The organism is Peribacillus phoenicis, from assembly GCF_047238085.1.
In the GTDB taxonomy this organism is placed as follows: domain Bacteria; phylum Bacillota; class Bacilli; order Bacillales; family DSM-1321; genus Peribacillus.
This window is the reverse complement of record NZ_JBDFMF010000001.1, coordinates 3515658-3532758: the sequence shown is the minus strand read 5'-3', so window position 1 is coordinate 3532758 and position 17101 is coordinate 3515658. Positions and strand designations below refer to the sequence as shown.

The following is a 17101-nucleotide window of genomic DNA, read 5'->3' as shown; positions in this document are numbered from 1 at the left end:
ATATGGAATTACTAATGACAAGATTGCATGAAGCCACTGTATTGTTGTATGCCATCAGTATGCTTTTATATTTTATCGATTTCCTCAATAATAACCAGAAGGCGAACAGGGTCGCCTTCTGGTTGCTTTCTATTGTTTGGGTACTGCAAACAATTTTTTTATTTCTGTATGTGTTGAAAACGGGAAGGTTCCCGGTATTGACGATTTTTGAAGGATTATATTTTTATGCATGGGTCCTCATATCGTTATCTTTAATCATTAACCGATTGCTAAGAGTCGATTTTATTGTCTTTTTTACGAATGTATTAGGTTTCATGGTTATGGCCATCCATACCTTTGCACCTGTTCAGATAGAATCTCAAGTGCTTGCACAGCGCCTGGTTTCAGAGCTACTGCTCATACATATCACTTTTGCCATCCTATCATATGGGGCATTCACGCTTTCTTTCGTTTTTTCACTTTTATACTTAATCCAATATGATTTATTGAAACGGAAGAAATGGGGAAAACGCCTGCTTCGACTCGGCGATCTAACAAAGCTCGAGCAAATGTCTTATGTCCTCGCAGTAATAGGTGTTCCATTATTAGTGGTTTCCCTTATCCTGGGGATTCAATGGGCATATATAAAAGTTCCTGGGGTATCCTGGCTGGACATGAAGATCATCGGCTCATTTATTTTGCTTATCGCTTACAGTGTGTTTTTATACTTGAAAATTCGGAAACAAATGTATGGAAGGACGCTAGCCTTTCTGAATATTGGATCTTTCATGATTGTGTTAATTAACTTTTTCCTTTTCGGAAGCCTTTCAACATTCCACTTTTGGAATACATAGGAGGAAACTATGAGAAAAATAATTGTCGGTTCTAGACGTAGTAAATTAGCGATCACCCAAACGAACTGGGTTATCGATCAACTTAAAGAGCTTGGGGTCCCATACGAGTTCGAGGTGAAGGAAATTGTCACAAAGGGTGACCAAATCCTTGATGTAACACTTTCAAAGGTAGGCGGAAAAGGCTTATTCGTTAAAGAAATCGAACAAGCGATGCTGGATAAAGAAATTGATATGGCAGTACATAGTATGAAAGATATGCCTGCAGTGCTGCCTCCGGGCTTGACGATTGGCTGTATACCACCGAGGGAGGACCATCGGGATGCCTTGATTTCAAAAAATCATGAAACCCTTTCCGAACTGAAGCCGGGTTCCATCATAGGTACAAGCAGCTTGCGGCGTGGCGCGCAAATATTGGCTAGAAGGCCGGACCTTGAAATTAAATGGATTCGCGGTAATATCGATACCCGTCTGAATAAGCTGAAAACGGAAGATTATGATGCTATCATTTTAGCTGCTGCCGGACTATCAAGAATGGGATGGGAGAAGGACATCGTAACGGAATTTTTAGATGAAGATATTTGCATTCCGGCAGTTGGACAAGGAGCACTTTCCATTGAGTGCCGCGAAGACGACAAAGAGCTGCTGGCGGAACTTGCGAAATTGACCTGTGAAAAAACGAAAAGAACGGTTGAAGCGGAACGTGCCTTTTTGGATAAAATGGAAGGCGGATGCCAGGTGCCGATTGCCGGATTTGCGGTGGCAAAAGATAATGGATCCGTTTCCTTGACGGCTTTGGTCGCTGCCCCGGATGGCAAGGTTATTTATAAAGAAATGGTTGAGGGAACCGATCCCGAGGCGGTTGGGCATGCTGCTGCCAAACAGATTAGCGAAATGGGCGGTAAAGAATTGATCGATCGCGTAAAAGAAGAGCTTGATCAGTAATGAATCCCTTTCAACCTCTTAAGGATTATCAGGTATTAATCACCAGAGGGAAAGGACAGGCAGATGGTTTAAAAGAGTCGATCGCAAAAAATGGCGGAACGCCGCTTCTTGTGCCATTGCTTGAGTTCACTCTTCCTGATCATTTGGAAGATGTACAACAGCGGTTAGATGAGTTGCTTACATATGACTGGATCATTCTGACAAGTCAAAATGGGGTGGATTTCTTCTTTAAGCTTCTTGGTAACCAGCCTTTAAAGCTTCCGAAAATAGCCGTAATCGGCTCCAAAACAGAAGCGGCACTGAAACGTCATGGATATAAGGCGGATTTCGTTCCAACTCAGTTTGTTGCCGAAGGGTTCGTGGCGGAGTTCAATGCCCTGCTTGATAAAGGGTCCCGCGTGTTGCTGGCAAAAGGAAATCTCGCAAGGGCGGTTATTGCGGAGGCAATCAATGAAGCTGGTGCATCCTGTGATGAAGTGATTATTTATCATACCGTGCTTCCTCGAAGCAGTGAAAAAAAACTGGTGCAGCTTATTAAGAACGATGATATCGACATCATAACCTTTACGAGTTCATCGACGGTCAATCATTTTTTACAGATCATGAAACGCCATGAATTGGATACATACATAGACCGGATCATCATCGCCTGCATCGGGCCGATTGCCGCTAAAACGGCTGAAAAACATGGGCTATCCGTCAATGTCTGTCCAGATATTTATACAACGGATGCCATGGTTGCGGAGTTAATACGCTTCATTTTGAAAAGAAGTAAAAAGGAGGAACTTTAAAATGAAAAACATTCCATTCAATCGCCACCGTCGCTTGCGTGCAAGTGCTGGCATGAGGGCTTTAGTCCGTGAAACACAATTGCATAAAGAGGATTTGATCTATCCGATCTTCGTCATCGACGGAGAAAATGTGAAAAATGAGATCAACTCCATGCCAGGTATCCATCAGCTATCCATGGATAATCTGGGGGCCGAAATGGATGAAGTCGTGAGTCTGGGCATTAAATCAGTCATTTTATTCGGTGTCCCTTTCGATCATGATAAAGACGAACAGGGCACAGGGGCATTTCACCATAACGGACTTGTCCAAGAGGCAACCCGTTTTATTAAAAAACAATATCCTGATGTTATTGTCATAGCGGATACCTGCCTATGTGAGTATACAAGCCATGGCCATTGCGGGGTCGTGGAAGGGGAAAAAATCCTCAATGACGCTTCACTTGACCTTCTTGCCAAAACGGCAATCAGCCAGGCAGAGGCCGGCGCCGATATCATTGCACCTTCCAACATGATGGACGGTTTCGTTGCGGCCATCCGTGCAGGTCTGGATGAAGCGGGTTATGAAGATATTCCGATCATGTCCTATGCGGTGAAATATGCTTCGGCTTTTTACGGCCCATTCCGTGATGCCGCAAATGGTGCGCCACAATTCGGCGACAGGAAAACATACCAAATGGATCCCGCCAATCGCCTTGAAGCATTCCGTGAAGCTGAATCCGATGTTGCTGAAGGTGCGGACTTCCTAATTGTGAAACCGGCCCTTTCCTACATGGACATCATCAGGGACGTTAAGAATAACTTTAATCTTCCTATTGTTTCCTATAATGTCAGCGGTGAATATTCAATGGTTAAGGCAGCTGCCCAAAATGGCTGGATTGATGAAAAAGCGATAGTGATGGAAATGCTGACAGGCTTGAAACGCGCAGGTTCCGACTTGATCATTACGTATTTTTCAAAAGAGGTAGCACGCTGGATAAACGAAGATAATCAAAGATAATCAATGATATAAAAAATATAACCTGTAATGGAAAAAGGGGATTGAATCATGCGGTCATATGAAAAATCGAAAAAAGCGTTTGCCGAAGCAAAAAATTTGATGCCAGGCGGCGTGAACAGCCCGGTGCGCGCCTTCAAATCTGTGGACATGGACCCCATATTCATGGAGCGTGGAAAAGGCTCAAAAATGTATGATATCGATGGAAATGAATATATCGACTATGTTCTTTCATGGGGACCGCTTATCCTGGGTCACACGAATGACCGTGTCGTGGAATCATTGAAAAAGGTAGCGGAGTCAGGTACAAGCTTTGGAGCCTCGACGCTGATTGAGAATGAACTGGCCAAGTTGGTTATTGAACGAGTGCCTTCGATTGAAATGATCCGTATGGTATCTTCAGGTACCGAAGCGACGATGAGTGCACTAAGGCTGGCACGAGGCATTACAGGCCGTGATAAAATCCTGAAATTCGAAGGCTCCTATCATGGCCATGGCGATTCCTTGCTGATCAAGGCGGGTTCCGGGGTTGCGACATTAGGTTTACCGGATAGCCCGGGAGTACCGGAAGGCATCGCAAAAAATACGATTACAGTAGCATATAATGATCTAGCTGCGACCAAATACGCATTTGAACAATTTGGCGAAGACATTGCCTGTATCATCGTAGAACCTGTTGCAGGGAACATGGGTGTGGTTCCGCCACAACCTGGTTTCCTCGAAGGCTTACGTGAAGTGACGACCCAATACGGGGCTCTATTGATCTTTGACGAAGTTATGACAGGGTTCCGTGTCGGCTATAATTGTGCACAAGGCTATTTTGACATCGTATCTGACCTGACTTGCCTTGGGAAAGTTATTGGCGGCGGCTTGCCTGTAGGAGCATTCGGAGGCAAGCGAGAATTCATGGAACAAATTGCCCCGAGTGGGACAATCTATCAAGCGGGAACATTGTCGGGTAACCCTCTTGCCATGACGGCAGGCCTTGAAACGCTGAGCCAATTGACTCCAGAATCTTATGATGAGTTCACCCGAAAAGGGGACATGCTCGAAAAAGGTATTGGGGAAGCAGCGGAAAAGTACGGAGTTCCCCATACATTCAACCGTGCCGGTTCCATGATTGGACTTTTCTTTACGAATGAAGAAGTCGTAAACTATGATACAGCAAAAACATCCGATTTAGAGTTCTTTGCTTCTTACTATAGGGAAATGGCGAATCAAGGCATCTACTTGCCGCCGTCACAGTTTGAAGGTTTATTTCTTTCCACTGCACATAGTGATGAAGATATCGAAAAAACCATTACAGCGGCAGAACAGGCTTTTGCAAAATTAAAAAAATGATGCAAGGCTTCATGAACTACCGATATATTGAATAATGATAAATTTGAACTGGCTACCATTTTCCAAAAACTTTTGGAGAATGGCAGCCAGTTTTTTTGAATTCAATCAGTACGTGAAGGTCGAATTAAATGTTGAAGGTCGAATTAATATGGTGCTAGGTCGAAATAAATGGCGAAAGGTCGAATTAATTGGTGTTACGTCGAAATAAATGGCGAAAGGTCGAATTAATATGGAGATAGGTCGAATTAATATGGAGATAGGTTGAAACTATTGAGTGGTAGGACGAATTAAAATAGAGATAGGCCGAAATAAAATGGTTTCAGGCCGATTGATACAATTTAGCCTGAAAAATTTGAATCCCTTCTTTTTAAAAGGTTCAGGAAATATAAGGTCTCGAGTGTGGCATATGAAATTAAGGAATAATCATCTTCCTTCCTTCATAGATTGATATTGGTATAGGTACCGTTTCCTGAAGCTGAAAGGAGGAGTTGTTTTTGTCGCAAGAAAATGAATCGTATTTACGATTTTCTTTAGAGGAATCCGTTTGGTTCCAGAAGGGACAGGAAGTGGCTGAGCTATATTCCATTTCGCTTGATCCAAATGTGACGATTCAAGAAAGTGATCAATATGTTTTTATACGAGGCTCGTTGGATTTAAGCGGTGAATATAAAGACTCGCAAAATGGTGAAGAAGAGGAGTTTTCGCAGACCTTTTTGCCAAAAGCGGTTCAAAAGGTCGAGAGGCATCTCAATGGACTAAATGAGTTCACACACCGTTTTCCGGTTGACATAACGATTCCGAATAATCGGATTGCCTCATTGGATGAGGTCGATGTCTCGATTCAAAGCTTTGATTATGCCCTGCCAGAGCATAACTGTTTGAAATTGCAGGCGGATCTTTTGATAACTGGAATCTATAATGATTCATATGTCGAAGAACGGTTCGATACGGAGCAGGAAGTTGGGGAAACAGAGGAACAAGAAGAAACGGATGGGGAAAATGAGTCGTATATTCCTTATGCGGCAGCAGTGCCGCCGATCCCGGACTTTCAGCCTGTTTTCCGTGATGAGGAGGAAGAAGAGTTATACGCGCCCTTTTCTGCAGAGTCAAAACGAGTTTCTGAAGTAAATGAAGAAGAAGAAGAGGAACCGATTTATTTAAGCGATCAGCATAGTGCCCCAGTTTTTGAAATTCCCGTTTCACCATATCCTGAAGAGGAGGAGTGGGAAACGGAAGTGCATAGACAGGAAGAAGCTGAAGCTGTAGAGGAAGAAGTTATTGGAGATCCGTCTGACCCAACGGATAAGGTACCTTCCATGGAAGAGGGGAAACTGGAGGAAGAACCAAGCAGGCAGGAACCAAGCAGGCAGGATCCAGTGGAGAAGATAGAGATTCCTAGAGTGACATTGAAAGAAGAAGTAGAAGAAGTAGTAGAAGAGCCAAGTCAAGCAGCCAATCATCAAAATAGCCCTGTTTCCAAAGAAACCGAGGATGTCATACGGCAGGAGGAAGATGGCGTTGCAGCGGGTCCTATTCTAAATGAACATGTAAAGGTGGAGCAGGAAGAGGAATCCAATTCGTCCTTAAGCGATCTATTCAAAAAGAGGGAAAGACCCGCGCCTCCGGCTAAGGAGGTTAAGAATTTCAAAGGCAGGAAACAAGCCGCGGAACGTGATGATAAAGAAACGGCCGATCATGGTGAGAAGCAGCCTTCCATCATGGATTTATTCGGACGGAAACAGGAAGAAGAACTGGTAAGGATGAAAGTTTGCATTGTTCAGCAAGGGGAAACGCTTGATGACTTGGCTCAACGATATGATGTTACGGTTCAATCGATACTTTTCAGCAATGAATTGGAGTCGAATCAAAACGTTCATGAAGGGCAAGTCATCTATATACCGAAGGCGGTTGCATATAAGAATTGATCGGGACAGAGAGCAGAGCATATGGTCTGCTCCTGTTTTTTAGGTGCTGGAGAATCTTTAGTTTTTTAGAGAAAGTGAGTGAGTCTCGTGAGGGAAAACGAGAATCAGCAGCCTGCCAATCGGAATCGGGACACGGAAACCGTATTGAAGGAATATGCCATGTATGTACAATATATCGAGGACTTCGGGCGTGTGAAAAAAGTATACAGTGATCGCGGTACATTTGCCTTGAAATCGATGTTACCCCAGAACGGCATTGATTTTATCAAAAATGTTCAAAAACTATACCATCGCGGCTATAATCGGATCGTTCCGATTTATCAAACGATGGATCAGCGTTACGCCGTTCTGCATAATGGCCGTTTGTATTACCTGATGCCCTGGCTCAATAATGAGGGGGACGGGGAGCGCGATGAAAAACATAAGCAAATGTTCAGGGAGCTTGCTCGGATGCATACACTTTCCGTTAAGGAAATACAAGTGGATATTGAGGAAAGGGAAGCCCATTATGAGCGGACGCTTGATGTCTGGAATAACGAGAAGGACTTTATGGATGAGTATATTGTCAGCTGTGAAAAGAAGTGGTATATGTCTCCATTCGAAATGACGGTTTGTTCTTTCTACACTGATATTTCACAGGCGCTAAAGTATTCGATCAAGAAGTTTGAAACCTGGTATGAAAAAACGAAGGAAAGTGAAAAGGTTCGAACCGTGGTCACGCACGGAAAGGTTTCTTTGAAGCATTTCGTTTATGATGATCGAGGGTATGGCTACTTCATCAATTTTGAGAATTCGAATACGGCTCCGCCGCATTTCGATTTACTGCCATTTCTCGTTAAATCGGCCAGGACCTATCCTGTCCAATGCGATGACTGCGTTGACTGGCTATATAACTATTTTCGTTATTTTCCGTTGAAGGAAGAAGAATTGCTGCTCATGCAAAGTTATCTGGCATTCCCTGGATCAGCTTTGGAATTAGTGAAGAGTTATTCCGATGGCAGAGTCCATCGTTCAGAGCTTGATAATGTTACTCAACTGCAGCGGCAATTTTGGCTTCTGAAAAATATTGAATATATGGTGATGAAAATCGAAGAGATCGAACAGCAGAAAAAAGCTGCTGCAGAGGCTGCCAAAGAAGAACAATCACCTCCAAGCTAAATATACATGATTGGATCATCTCCAGTCATGTATATTTTTTTTGCTGTAAGGGAATAATTAAATCCATTCGAAATATAAAGACATGGCCAGGAAAATAAATGCGATTAGCAGGAGCATATCGAAGAAAGTCGGAAAAATCAGTGTGCGTAATCCTTGGAATACGATAAAGGGGACGATGAACTGCTGGCAGACACCGCGGAATTTCTTCATCCAAGGCGGTAAAGTATAGGGAGTATATCTTCGCTTCATATTATTACCTTCCTTTTTAGGACTTCTTATATAATATGGGTGGGCAGTGGAAAAGGTGATAAACCATCACATTTACTGTTCCTGGAGGATAAAATAAAGAAAACGACCTTGAATGTATCAAATGGGATGATTCCTGGGAAAGTAAGCGAAAAGATGATTGACTGGAGCCCCATATTTTTTGTACTATATACTATATGCATTCAATGAATTTACATATGAATATGAATCAATGCAAAGACCGGAAATAGTAAGATGATATGCACTTTTCAGAGAGGAAACCAAATTGGTGCGAGGTTTCCAGGCAGCAGCATCCGAAGTCGTCCGTGAGCAGTCTTCGTGAACCTCTTAGTAGCGAAGGCCGGTGAAGAGCCGTTATCCGATTTGAGAGCCGAAAGAGTTTTTTCTTTTTCGGAAAAAAGGTGGCACCGCGAACAACTTCCTTCGTCCTTTTATGATGATGGAAGTTTTTTTTATGCCTAAAAAGGAGGAAATGATATGGAAGAAAATCAAATTTCTATGCCGACTAAATATGATCCGCAGACGATAGAGAAAGGCCGCTACAAATGGTGGCTTGATGGAAAGTTTTTCGAAACGACGGGTGATGATAAAAAAGAACCATATACGATTGTCATCCCGCCGCCTAACGTGACAGGTAAGCTTCATCTTGGCCACGCTTGGGATACGACACTTCAAGATATTTTGACACGCATGAAAAGAATGCAGGGCTATGATGTTTTATGGTTGCCGGGCATGGACCATGCCGGTATCGCCACTCAAGCGAAAGTAGAACAGAAACTTCGTGCGGAAGGCGTGAGCCGTTATGACCTAGGACGTGAAAAATTCGTAGAAGAGACATGGAAATGGAAAGAGGAATATGCGAGCCATATCCGTGAACAATGGTCAAAGCTGGGTCTTGGACTTGATTATACACGTGAACGCTTCACTCTTGATGAGGGGCTTTCAAAAGCTGTGCGCGAAGTGTTCGTTTCGCTTTATAACAAGGGCTTGATTTATCGCGGCGAATACATCATCAACTGGGATCCATCGACGAAAACGGCGTTATCCGATATCGAGGTTATTTACAAAGATGTGCAGGGCGCATTTTACCATATGAAATATCCGTTGGTTGACGGATCAGGTGAAATTGAAATTGCCACTACCCGTCCAGAAACGATGCTTGGTGATACTGCTGTTGCTGTACATCCTGAAGATGACCGTTATAAACACTTGATCGGCAAAATGGTCCGCTTGCCAATTACAGGCCGGGAAATCCCGATTGTCGGTGATGATTATGTCGATATGGAATTTGGTTCAGGCGCGGTCAAAATTACTCCGGCTCATGACCCGAATGATTTCGAAATCGGGAACCGTCACGATTTGGAGCGCATCCTTGTCATGCATGAAGATGGCTCGATGAATGAAAAGGCTGGTAAATATGAAGGCATGGACCGGTTTGAATGCCGTAAACAAATCGTCAAAGACCTTCAGGAAGAAGGAGTACTCTTCAAAATCGAAGATCACCTTCACTCAGTGGGACATTCAGAGAGAAGCGGTGCTGTTGTTGAACCATATCTTTCGACGCAATGGTTCGTTAAAATGCAGCCGCTGGCTGATGCATCCGTTGAGCTTCAAAAAGGATCCGATGAGGAAAAAGTTCATTTCGTACCGGATCGTTTCGAAAAAACGTACCTGCATTGGATGGAAAATATCCGTGACTGGTGCATTTCCCGTCAGCTTTGGTGGGGTCACCGCATTCCAGCCTGGTACCATAAAGAAACAGGTGAAGTGTATGTAGGTCACGAAGAGCCTGCGGACGCTGAAAACTGGGAACAAGATACGGATGTTCTGGATACATGGTTCAGCTCGGCATTATGGCCGTTCTCGACTATGGGCTGGCCTGACAAGGACAGTATCGATTTCCAACGTTACTATCCAACCGGGGCACTTGTGACAGGTTATGATATCATATTCTTCTGGGTTTCACGGATGATTTTCCAAGCTCTTGAGTTCACGGGTGAACGACCATTTGAAGATGTGCTGATCCACGGACTCGTTCGTGACGAACAGGGGCGCAAGATGAGTAAATCGCTTGGCAATGGTGTCGATCCGATGGATGTCATCGATCAATACGGTGCCGATTCACTGCGTTACTTCTTGTCTACTGGCAGCTCGCCAGGACAGGATCTTCGTTACAGCACGGAAAAAGTGGAAGCGGTCTGGAACTTCTCCAATAAGATTTGGAACGCATCCCGTTTTGCTTTGATGAACATGAATGGCATGACTTATGACGAAATCGATTTAAGCGGTGAGAAGTCTGTAGCCGATAAATGGATCTTGACGCGCTTGAATGAAACGATTTCCAACGTAACCAGACTTGCGGACCGTTATGAGTTTGGTGAAGTGGGCCGTGTGCTATACAACTTCATTTGGGATGACTTCTGTGACTGGTATATTGAAATGGCGAAGCTTCCGCTATATGGCGAAGACGAAGCAGCGAAGAAAACGACGCGCTCGATCTTGGCTTATGTACTGGATAACACGATGAGATTGTTACACCCGTTCATGCCTTTCATTACCGAAGAGATCTGGCAGAACCTTCCGCATCAAGGTGAGTCCATCACTGTTGCCGCTTGGCCGGAAGTGAATGAAGGATTGACAGATACAGCTGCAGCCGAGGAAATGAAGCTGCTTGTTGAAATCATCCGCTCCGTACGTAATATCCGTGCTGAGGTGAACACACCGCTTAGCAAAAAAATCAATTTGATTTTAAAAGCGAAAGATGAGTCAATCTTAGAGACGTTACAGAAAAACAGCAGCTATATCGAGCGTTTCTGTAATCCTGAACAATTGACGATCGGAATTGAAGTCGAGGAACCTGCTCAAGCGATGACAGCTGTCGTAACTGGCGTAGAACTGATCCTTCCGCTGACAGGACTGATCAATATTGACGAAGAAGTGAAACGTCTTGAAAAAGAACTCGACAAACTTAATAAAGAAGTTGAGCGTGTACAGAAAAAACTAGGCAACGAGGGCTTCGTCAAAAAGGCGCCGGCAAGCGTCATCGAAGAAGAACGTGCCAAGGAAAAAGACTATAGCGAAAAACGCGACTCAGTAATTCACAGGATCAGCGAACTGAAACAACTGTAAAACAAAAGGATGAACCAGCTTTATGCCGGTTCATCCTTTTTGTGTTTCGTTAGGAGGATATTCTTTCTTTTATGAATGTAAGGTACTCCGATACGATATTCATATCACTTAATGCACTTAATGTCCGGCTGCCAACGACATCCTCGATTTCGTTGAGCATGGGGCTGCCATCTTCGGCAAATATGAAATCGATACCGACCAGGCCGAAATCAAACGACCTCATTACTCTTTCAACAAGGGCTAATTCAGCTGCAGATAGCTCATATAGTGAAGCCGTTCCGCCCAGCGTATAATTTGCCTTGAAACTTGAAGCGGATTCCCTAAGTACAGCAGCCTTCACTTTTTTTCCAATTACAAATACTCGGATATCTTTACCGAATAAGCCAGGTTTTTGGACTATCCAATTTCCATCATTCAGTTCGGCAAGATCATCGGCATGTTGTATTAGATATACTTGTTTCCCGCCGCGTCCACTTGTTTCTTTAGCAATGAAAGGGAACTCCATGTCATCGGCATTCGGCCTTCCGTTACAATATACGGTATCGGCCATTGGAATCCCAAGCGAGGACAAATATTGATGCGTCTTTGCTTTGTCATTCGCGATTTCCGATACGAAGGAGGAGTTAAAGCAAGGAATCCCCAGTTGCTCAAGTTGCTTTGTGAAAAAAGGATCGATGGTCCGGACGATAGCAAAGTCTGGCAATGAAATTGGCTGCGTCTCATGTTCCACGTACAACTCGTTGAAACGATGACCGATCCTAAGGTCTTCCCGAAAGTGAAAGTGTAAATCAAGATCAAGCTTACTGGCTTCGTCAAGCATCCAATCTATGTATCCTTTGTTTTTTAAGGCATCCTCACGGTTATAAATCAACCAGCCTGCTTGTTTTTTCATCAGATGCACTTCCTTTTCCTAATTCTTTCAAGATATAATCGAACATGCTATCAGCGATGTTGATGCCTGTACATTCATAAATATTCAGCAAATGCGAATTCGAATTCACTTCGCACAAAAGCGGACCTTCTTTACCGAACAACAAATCGACGCCAGCGAAGTCGGCACCCAGAATTTGCGCACATCGGATGGCAAGTTGTGCTTCTTCACTGGTGGGTATATATGGAGCAGCCTGCCCTCCGGCAGTCATATTAGCTCGGAAGTCTTGCTCCGAATGGCGTTGCATCGCTGCTATGATTTGATTTCCCACGACATTCACACGAATATCCCGACCTTTACTGTGCTCGATGAATTCCTGGAGTATAAATGGTTTGTGGCCAAGATTACGGATCGTCTTTAGTAACTCATCCTCTGTTTGGATCAAATATACTTGTTCCCCAAAAGAACCGTATGCTTCCTTAACGATAAGTGGATACCCAAGTTCATTGCCGATTTGTATAAAAGCATCCATATTGACCCTTTCAATCCCTTCGTACGTAAAAGGGGGAAATAAGGTTTTCGGCATCGGTATGCCATGCCCGGTCAATGCTTGATGTGTTTTTGCTTTGCTGTCGCAAATATCGATCGCTTTACTGCTGTTATAAACGGGGATGCCGAGCAATTCCAAATGGCGTGCCAAATGAATGTCTTTATCCATGAACAGAACAAAATCAGGAAGCTTATCAAAGTTTCCTTTAAGCAGTGGCACTCCTTTTTCGATTATGGGAATGAGATCTGAATTACGGATAAGGGTTGCCGTGATATCTTTCCTTTCAGCCGCCTCTTTAATGAACAAAGCTAAACTGGAAAACTTATCATGCTGTAAATAGCCGTTAACGACAATCCAACAGTGGAAATCTGAAGATTTCATGGTAAAACACTACCTTTCATCTAGGTTAATCGATCATATATTGATAAAATAATCTTAACGCATTAGAGCGGTATAAAGAAAGAGGAGGCACAACGATAATGGTAACAACCATGAAAGAAATCAATCATTTTTTTGAACGGCGCCAAGTTCAATTGGGCATGAATTTTGGCCTATCACGGATGGAAGCATTGTTAACTGAATTAGGTGACCCGCACAAGGGGCTAAAGTATATTCACATTGCAGGATCTAACGGGAAAGGATCAACACTGCAATATATTAAAGAGATCCTGCTTGCCCAAGGAATTCGGGTCGCTTCCTTCACATCACCTTATTTAATACGGATGAATGAACAGCTCAAGATTAATGAAGATGAAATCAGTGATAAGGATTTTATCGCTGTCTTCCGGGAGCTTTGGCCGATTATCCAAGAGATGGACAGTAAAGGGGACGGTCCTACTCAGTTCGAAATTTTGACTGCGGTGGCATTTTCTTATTTTAGCAAAAAGGAAGTGGATTTGGTTTTGATGGAAACCGGTTTGGGAGGCAGGCTCGATACAACGAATGTCATCCAGCCGTTTCTTTCGATCATTACCTCGATTTCTTTGGAACATACGAACATCCTGGGTAACACACTTGGGGAAATTGCTTTTGAGAAGGCGGGCATCATTAAAAGCGGGGCGCCGATCATCAGCGGAGTCATAGCCGGGGAGCCAGCAAAAGTAATTGAAGAAAAAGCGTTATCTTTAGGCGTACCTTATTACCAATTAGGTAAAGACTTTCATATAGGGAATATAAAGCAAAGTGAACGAGGGCAAAGTTTCTCATTTTCGCTTGCCGACAGGTCCATCGATAATGTGGAAATGCGGATGCTAGGCCGTCATCAAATGGAGAATGCGGCAATGGCCATAGCTGCTGTCACATTAGGAATGGAAAATATCGATGAAAAAAGCATCCTTAAAGGAATAGGCGAAGCGAAATGGGATGGCCGCTTTGAGAAAATATCGGATGAGCCGTTGGTGATCATCGATGGTGCACATAATCCTGCCGGCATCGAAGTGCTGAAGGAAACGCTAAAAGTGCATTACCCCGACTATAAGTACCGATTCGTATTCAGTTCATTTAAAGATAAAAATTATTCCGAGATGCTTCATGGACTGGAAACAGAAGCGATGGAAATCATCATTACCGAATTCGACCATGAACGGGCGGCGGATGCGAAAACGCTTTATGAAAAATGCAGTCATCCAAATAAACGTATAAACAAGGATTGGCAGGCGGCGATAACGGAAGGCAGAAGGAAAACAGGGGAAAAAGAGATTCTTGTCATCACAGGGTCGCTCCATTTCCTTTCACTTGTGAGGGAGTTCCTAATCAGGGGAAATGCCTAAAGGATGTGCATTACCGGTGGACTAATTTATTTTTCCTTTTGCTATACAGAGAGAACTAGTGAATGGTCAACTTCATGAGTAACCTGAAAAAGGACCTTTTTTAAAGGTCCTTTTCTCTTGTTAAAGAGCCTCTTGAAAAGAAAAAACTCTAATAGAGTGATTGATAACAAATCACCAAGTATATTTGTTAAAATATGTTTATATATTGATTCTACATGATTGATGAATAGTAGGATCTACTTAATGAAATGACGGGAGGAATGAATAATCATGAAGAACCCCAGTGATGATTACATAGCGGAAGGGACTTTTATATCAGGGTTTCAAAGAAAGGCAATCGAATCCTCATGCACTTTGTATAAATGATGGCTATCCATATCTATCTCTTCGTATTGGGCTTAATTTTAGGCTCATTCTTTAACGTTGTCGGTTTAAGTGTTCCAGCTGGTCATTCATTTGCGAATCGTCGCTCCGCCTGCCCTTCTTGCGGGCGTACATTGACATTCTTCGAGTTGATACCGGTTATTTCTTATATGTTGCAAGTCGGTAAATGCCGGGGCTGTAAAGCAAGGATTTCCCCCCTTTATCCGGCCGTGGAAATGCTGACCGGTGTTTTGTTTACCTCTGCTCCGATATTCCTTGGCTGGTCGAGTGAACTCTTGGTTGGCTTGACATTGATTTCATTATTTATGATCATCTTCGTGACTGATGTCGCCTATATGCTCATACCCGATAAAATACTGCTTTTCTTTACGGTGATTTTTATCGTTTTAAGAGTCTCATTTCCGCTGTCGCCCTGGTGGGGTTCAATTGTCGGGGCCGTGGTTGGCTTTAGCCTGCTGTTATTAATCGCAGTAGTGAGTCAGGGTGGCATGGGTGGCGGTGATATCAAGCTGTTTGCAGTGATTGGCTTTGTACTGGGAATGAAGATGGTGCTGTTATCGTTTCTTTTTGCGTGCTTTTATGGGGCATTGCTTGGCATCATCGGATTGCTGACCGGAATCCTAAAAAAGAAAACACTTATTCCTTTCGGACCGTATATCGTTTTTGGGACATTGACTGCTTATTTTTGGGGCGATTCCCTTTTACATTGGTATGTAACTTTTTTAAGATGAGCTTATAGAACCATCCTAATTCAAGAGGAATTTGTCAAAAATCACCTGAACAATAGCTCAGTAGGGAACTATCCCCAATTGGCTGCAAGTGAAGCTGACACGAAAGAGTGATATATGTAATTGGTGAGTGGCGATATTGAATGGTTCATGAACCAGAAGTACCAGTACCTGTAAGTCTATTTTCGTTACCCATTTATGAATAGGGAAATTTGACGAAACCTATTAATGACAAGACGACAAAAGTCTTGTTATTTTTTTTTACCTCTATGTTAGGATGAAAAAAATGATCTGGAGGGGAGGAAAAAAATTGGGCAAGCCGGAACAAAGCAAGGGTGTAACGATTAAAATAAATGGGGAAGAAAAAGTATTTGCCGATAAAAAGATTGAAAGTCAAGAGGCGGCGAGTAAGGAGCAGGAACAGGAACACACAGATGAGAGTTTCGAATGGATACTCCCTGAGGATTCAAATGAAAACAAAATCGTATTGGTTCCCACACCGCCAAAGAAGAAAATGCCGAAGCTCATCGGTTTTGGTACCAGTTCGCTGAAAAGTTCTGATAAAAAACCGATCAAGACATTCATGATCGCTGTCATTTGTGCTGTTTTTTTTGGGTCGATTCTTGGCTTGATCGCCGTTAAAACGATTACAAAGGAAAAAGCCGAAGTATCTTCGGTCGAGCCCCCGGTTCCAACGGAAGCCACTGTTGAAGATAAAAAAGCGGCAGTGACTGAACCAGGAAACCAGCTGAAGACATTCCTTGTACAGGGTGGAGTATTCAGCAGCGAGGATGCGGCAAGGCAAATACAAAAGAAAATCATTGAAAAGCAGGTTCCTGCTGAAATCTTCAAATTGGAAGACAGCTATTATCTATTCTTGGGATCAGCAGAGAGTCTAGCTGCAAGTAAAGAGCTGGCCTTGTACTTAAAGTCATATGATGTGGATGTATATTGGAAGGAAATCAATTTTGAAGCGGCCGGGACAAGCCAAGAAGAAGAGAAAACTCTCGACAAGATGAAGGCAGTATATGCTTCTTTGGCAGAAACATCCGCAACAAAGCTTCGTGGAAAGGCAGGGACGGTAAACGAAGAAACCCTGAAAAAAAACATGGATGAACTGAAGGCGGGGAAATTATCGCCGGCGTTTTCAAAGATGAACGATGACCTGACTGCTGCGGCAAAGTCGATTGATGAATATGAGACTTCCAAAAATGAAGAAAAGCTATTCCAGGCTCAAGAAAGTCTTCTGAATTTTTTATTGAATTACCAAAACATATCGAGTTAAGTAAAGAAAAAAGGGGGGCTGCCTAATGGGACAAGCTCCCCAATATGAAACCATCTGTGACACCTTTTTTATTTTCCGGGAAATACTTACAGGCATTTGTCGATTCCTAGTAAACAATAATTGTGGATTGCACC

Annotated in this window: 14 protein-coding genes and 1 other annotated feature; of the genes, 11 read left to right on the top strand and 3 right to left on the bottom strand. The window is 43.3% G+C overall.

Translation table 11 applies throughout. The features are described 5' to 3' along the window. Positions 1–2 precede the first annotated feature (2 nt). The 7 genes from ABC374_RS17325 to ysxE all read left to right on the top strand — a co-directional run bounded on the left by ABC374_RS17325 (position 3) and on the right by ysxE (position 7984). Positions 3–833, top strand: a complete 831-nt coding sequence (locus tag ABC374_RS17325) for a cytochrome C assembly family protein (RefSeq protein WP_350299627.1) — start codon at positions 3–5, stop codon at positions 831–833. A gap of 9 nt (positions 834–842) precedes the next feature. Next, positions 843–1775 carry a hydroxymethylbilane synthase gene (hemC, locus tag ABC374_RS17320; protein WP_137020109.1) on the top strand — a complete coding sequence of 311 codons (933 nt, stop codon included), beginning with the start codon at positions 843–845 and terminating at the stop codon, positions 1773–1775. Beyond that, a complete protein-coding gene (locus ABC374_RS17315; protein WP_413019141.1) occupies positions 1775–2566 on the top strand; it encodes a uroporphyrinogen-III synthase in 792 nt (263 codons plus the stop codon). The genes hemC and ABC374_RS17315 overlap by 1 nt, the downstream gene beginning before the upstream one ends. A 1-nt stretch (position 2567) precedes the next feature. Then, positions 2568–3563, top strand: coding sequence for a porphobilinogen synthase (gene hemB / locus ABC374_RS17310; protein ID WP_413019139.1), 996 nt, complete (start codon positions 2568–2570; stop codon positions 3561–3563). A gap of 48 nt (positions 3564–3611) precedes the next feature. Next, entirely contained in the window at positions 3612–4901 is a 1290-nt protein-coding gene (hemL, locus tag ABC374_RS17305) for a glutamate-1-semialdehyde 2,1-aminomutase (RefSeq protein WP_413019137.1), read from the top strand. A gap of 494 nt (positions 4902–5395) precedes the next feature. Next, entirely contained in the window at positions 5396–6826 is a 1431-nt protein-coding gene (locus ABC374_RS17300) for a LysM peptidoglycan-binding domain-containing protein (RefSeq protein WP_413019135.1), read from the top strand. Between the two features lie 87 nt (positions 6827–6913). Further along, positions 6914–7984: a spore coat protein YsxE gene (gene ysxE, locus ABC374_RS17295; protein ID WP_413019133.1), complete on the top strand. Its 1071-nt coding sequence runs from the start codon at positions 6914–6916 to the stop codon at positions 7982–7984. Between the two features lie 57 nt (positions 7985–8041). Here the strand turns inward: ysxE and ABC374_RS17290 are convergent, their stop codons facing one another. Beyond that, complete coding sequence (locus ABC374_RS17290; protein ID WP_101222799.1) at positions 8042–8233, bottom strand: hypothetical protein; 192 nt, start codon at positions 8231–8233, stop codon at positions 8042–8044. Between the two features lie 225 nt (positions 8234–8458). Further along, positions 8459–8685: a binding site (T-box leader), on the top strand. Positions 8686–8728: 43 nt separating this feature from the next. Here ABC374_RS17290 and ABC374_RS17285 point away from each other — a divergent pair. Then, complete coding sequence (locus ABC374_RS17285) at positions 8729–11380, top strand: valine--tRNA ligase (RefSeq protein WP_101222797.1); 2652 nt, start codon at positions 8729–8731, stop codon at positions 11378–11380. Positions 11381–11429: 49 nt separating this feature from the next. Here the strand turns inward: ABC374_RS17285 and ABC374_RS17280 are convergent, their stop codons facing one another. Both ABC374_RS17280 and ABC374_RS17275 read right to left on the bottom strand, forming a co-directional pair. Beyond that, positions 11430–12272: an ATP-grasp domain-containing protein gene (locus tag ABC374_RS17280; RefSeq protein ID WP_413019130.1), complete on the bottom strand. Its 843-nt coding sequence runs from the start codon at positions 12270–12272 to the stop codon at positions 11430–11432. Further along, complete coding sequence (locus ABC374_RS17275) at positions 12241–13182, bottom strand: ATP-grasp domain-containing protein (protein ID WP_413019127.1); 942 nt, start codon at positions 13180–13182, stop codon at positions 12241–12243. Before ABC374_RS17275 ends, ABC374_RS17280 begins: the two co-directional genes overlap by 32 nt. 98 nt (positions 13183–13280) lie before the next feature. Between ABC374_RS17275 and ABC374_RS17270 the strand changes: the two genes are divergently transcribed. From ABC374_RS17270 to ABC374_RS17260, 3 genes are all read left to right on the top strand, one after another. Beyond that, on the top strand, positions 13281–14570 hold the full coding sequence (locus tag ABC374_RS17270) for a bifunctional folylpolyglutamate synthase/dihydrofolate synthase (protein ID WP_413019125.1): 1290 nt from the start codon (positions 13281–13283) through the stop codon (positions 14568–14570). A gap of 362 nt (positions 14571–14932) precedes the next feature. Further along, positions 14933–15685 (top strand): prepilin peptidase, encoded by a 753-nt coding sequence (locus tag ABC374_RS17265; protein WP_350299617.1) that lies wholly within the window; start codon positions 14933–14935, stop codon positions 15683–15685. A gap of 307 nt (positions 15686–15992) precedes the next feature. Then, positions 15993–16967 (top strand): hypothetical protein, encoded by a 975-nt coding sequence (locus tag ABC374_RS17260; RefSeq protein ID WP_413019123.1) that lies wholly within the window; start codon positions 15993–15995, stop codon positions 16965–16967. Positions 16968–17101: the final 134 nt, after the last annotated feature.

Coding starts and splice junctions, on each gene's coding strand:
- ABC374_RS17315 (WP_413019141.1), top strand. CDS start 1,775: ATGAATCCCTTTCAACCTCTTAAGGATTATCAGGTATTAATCACCAGA.
- ABC374_RS17280 (WP_413019130.1), bottom strand. CDS start 12,272: ATGAAAAAACAAGCAGGCTGGTTGATTTATAACCGTGAGGATGCCTTA.
- ABC374_RS17275 (WP_413019127.1), bottom strand. CDS start 13,182: ATGAAATCTTCAGATTTCCACTGTTGGATTGTCGTTAACGGCTATTTA.
- ABC374_RS17285 (WP_101222797.1), top strand. CDS start 8,729: ATGGAAGAAAATCAAATTTCTATGCCGACTAAATATGATCCGCAGACG.
- ABC374_RS17265 (WP_350299617.1), top strand. CDS start 14,933: ATGATGGCTATCCATATCTATCTCTTCGTATTGGGCTTAATTTTAGGC.
- ABC374_RS17325 (WP_350299627.1), top strand. CDS start 3: ATGGAATTACTAATGACAAGATTGCATGAAGCCACTGTATTGTTGTAT.
- ABC374_RS17290 (WP_101222799.1), bottom strand. CDS start 8,233: ATGAAGCGAAGATATACTCCCTATACTTTACCGCCTTGGATGAAGAAA.
- hemC (WP_137020109.1), top strand. CDS start 843: ATGAGAAAAATAATTGTCGGTTCTAGACGTAGTAAATTAGCGATCACC.
- ABC374_RS17270 (WP_413019125.1), top strand. CDS start 13,281: ATGGTAACAACCATGAAAGAAATCAATCATTTTTTTGAACGGCGCCAA.
- hemL (WP_413019137.1), top strand. CDS start 3,612: ATGCGGTCATATGAAAAATCGAAAAAAGCGTTTGCCGAAGCAAAAAAT.
- hemB (WP_413019139.1), top strand. CDS start 2,568: ATGAAAAACATTCCATTCAATCGCCACCGTCGCTTGCGTGCAAGTGCT.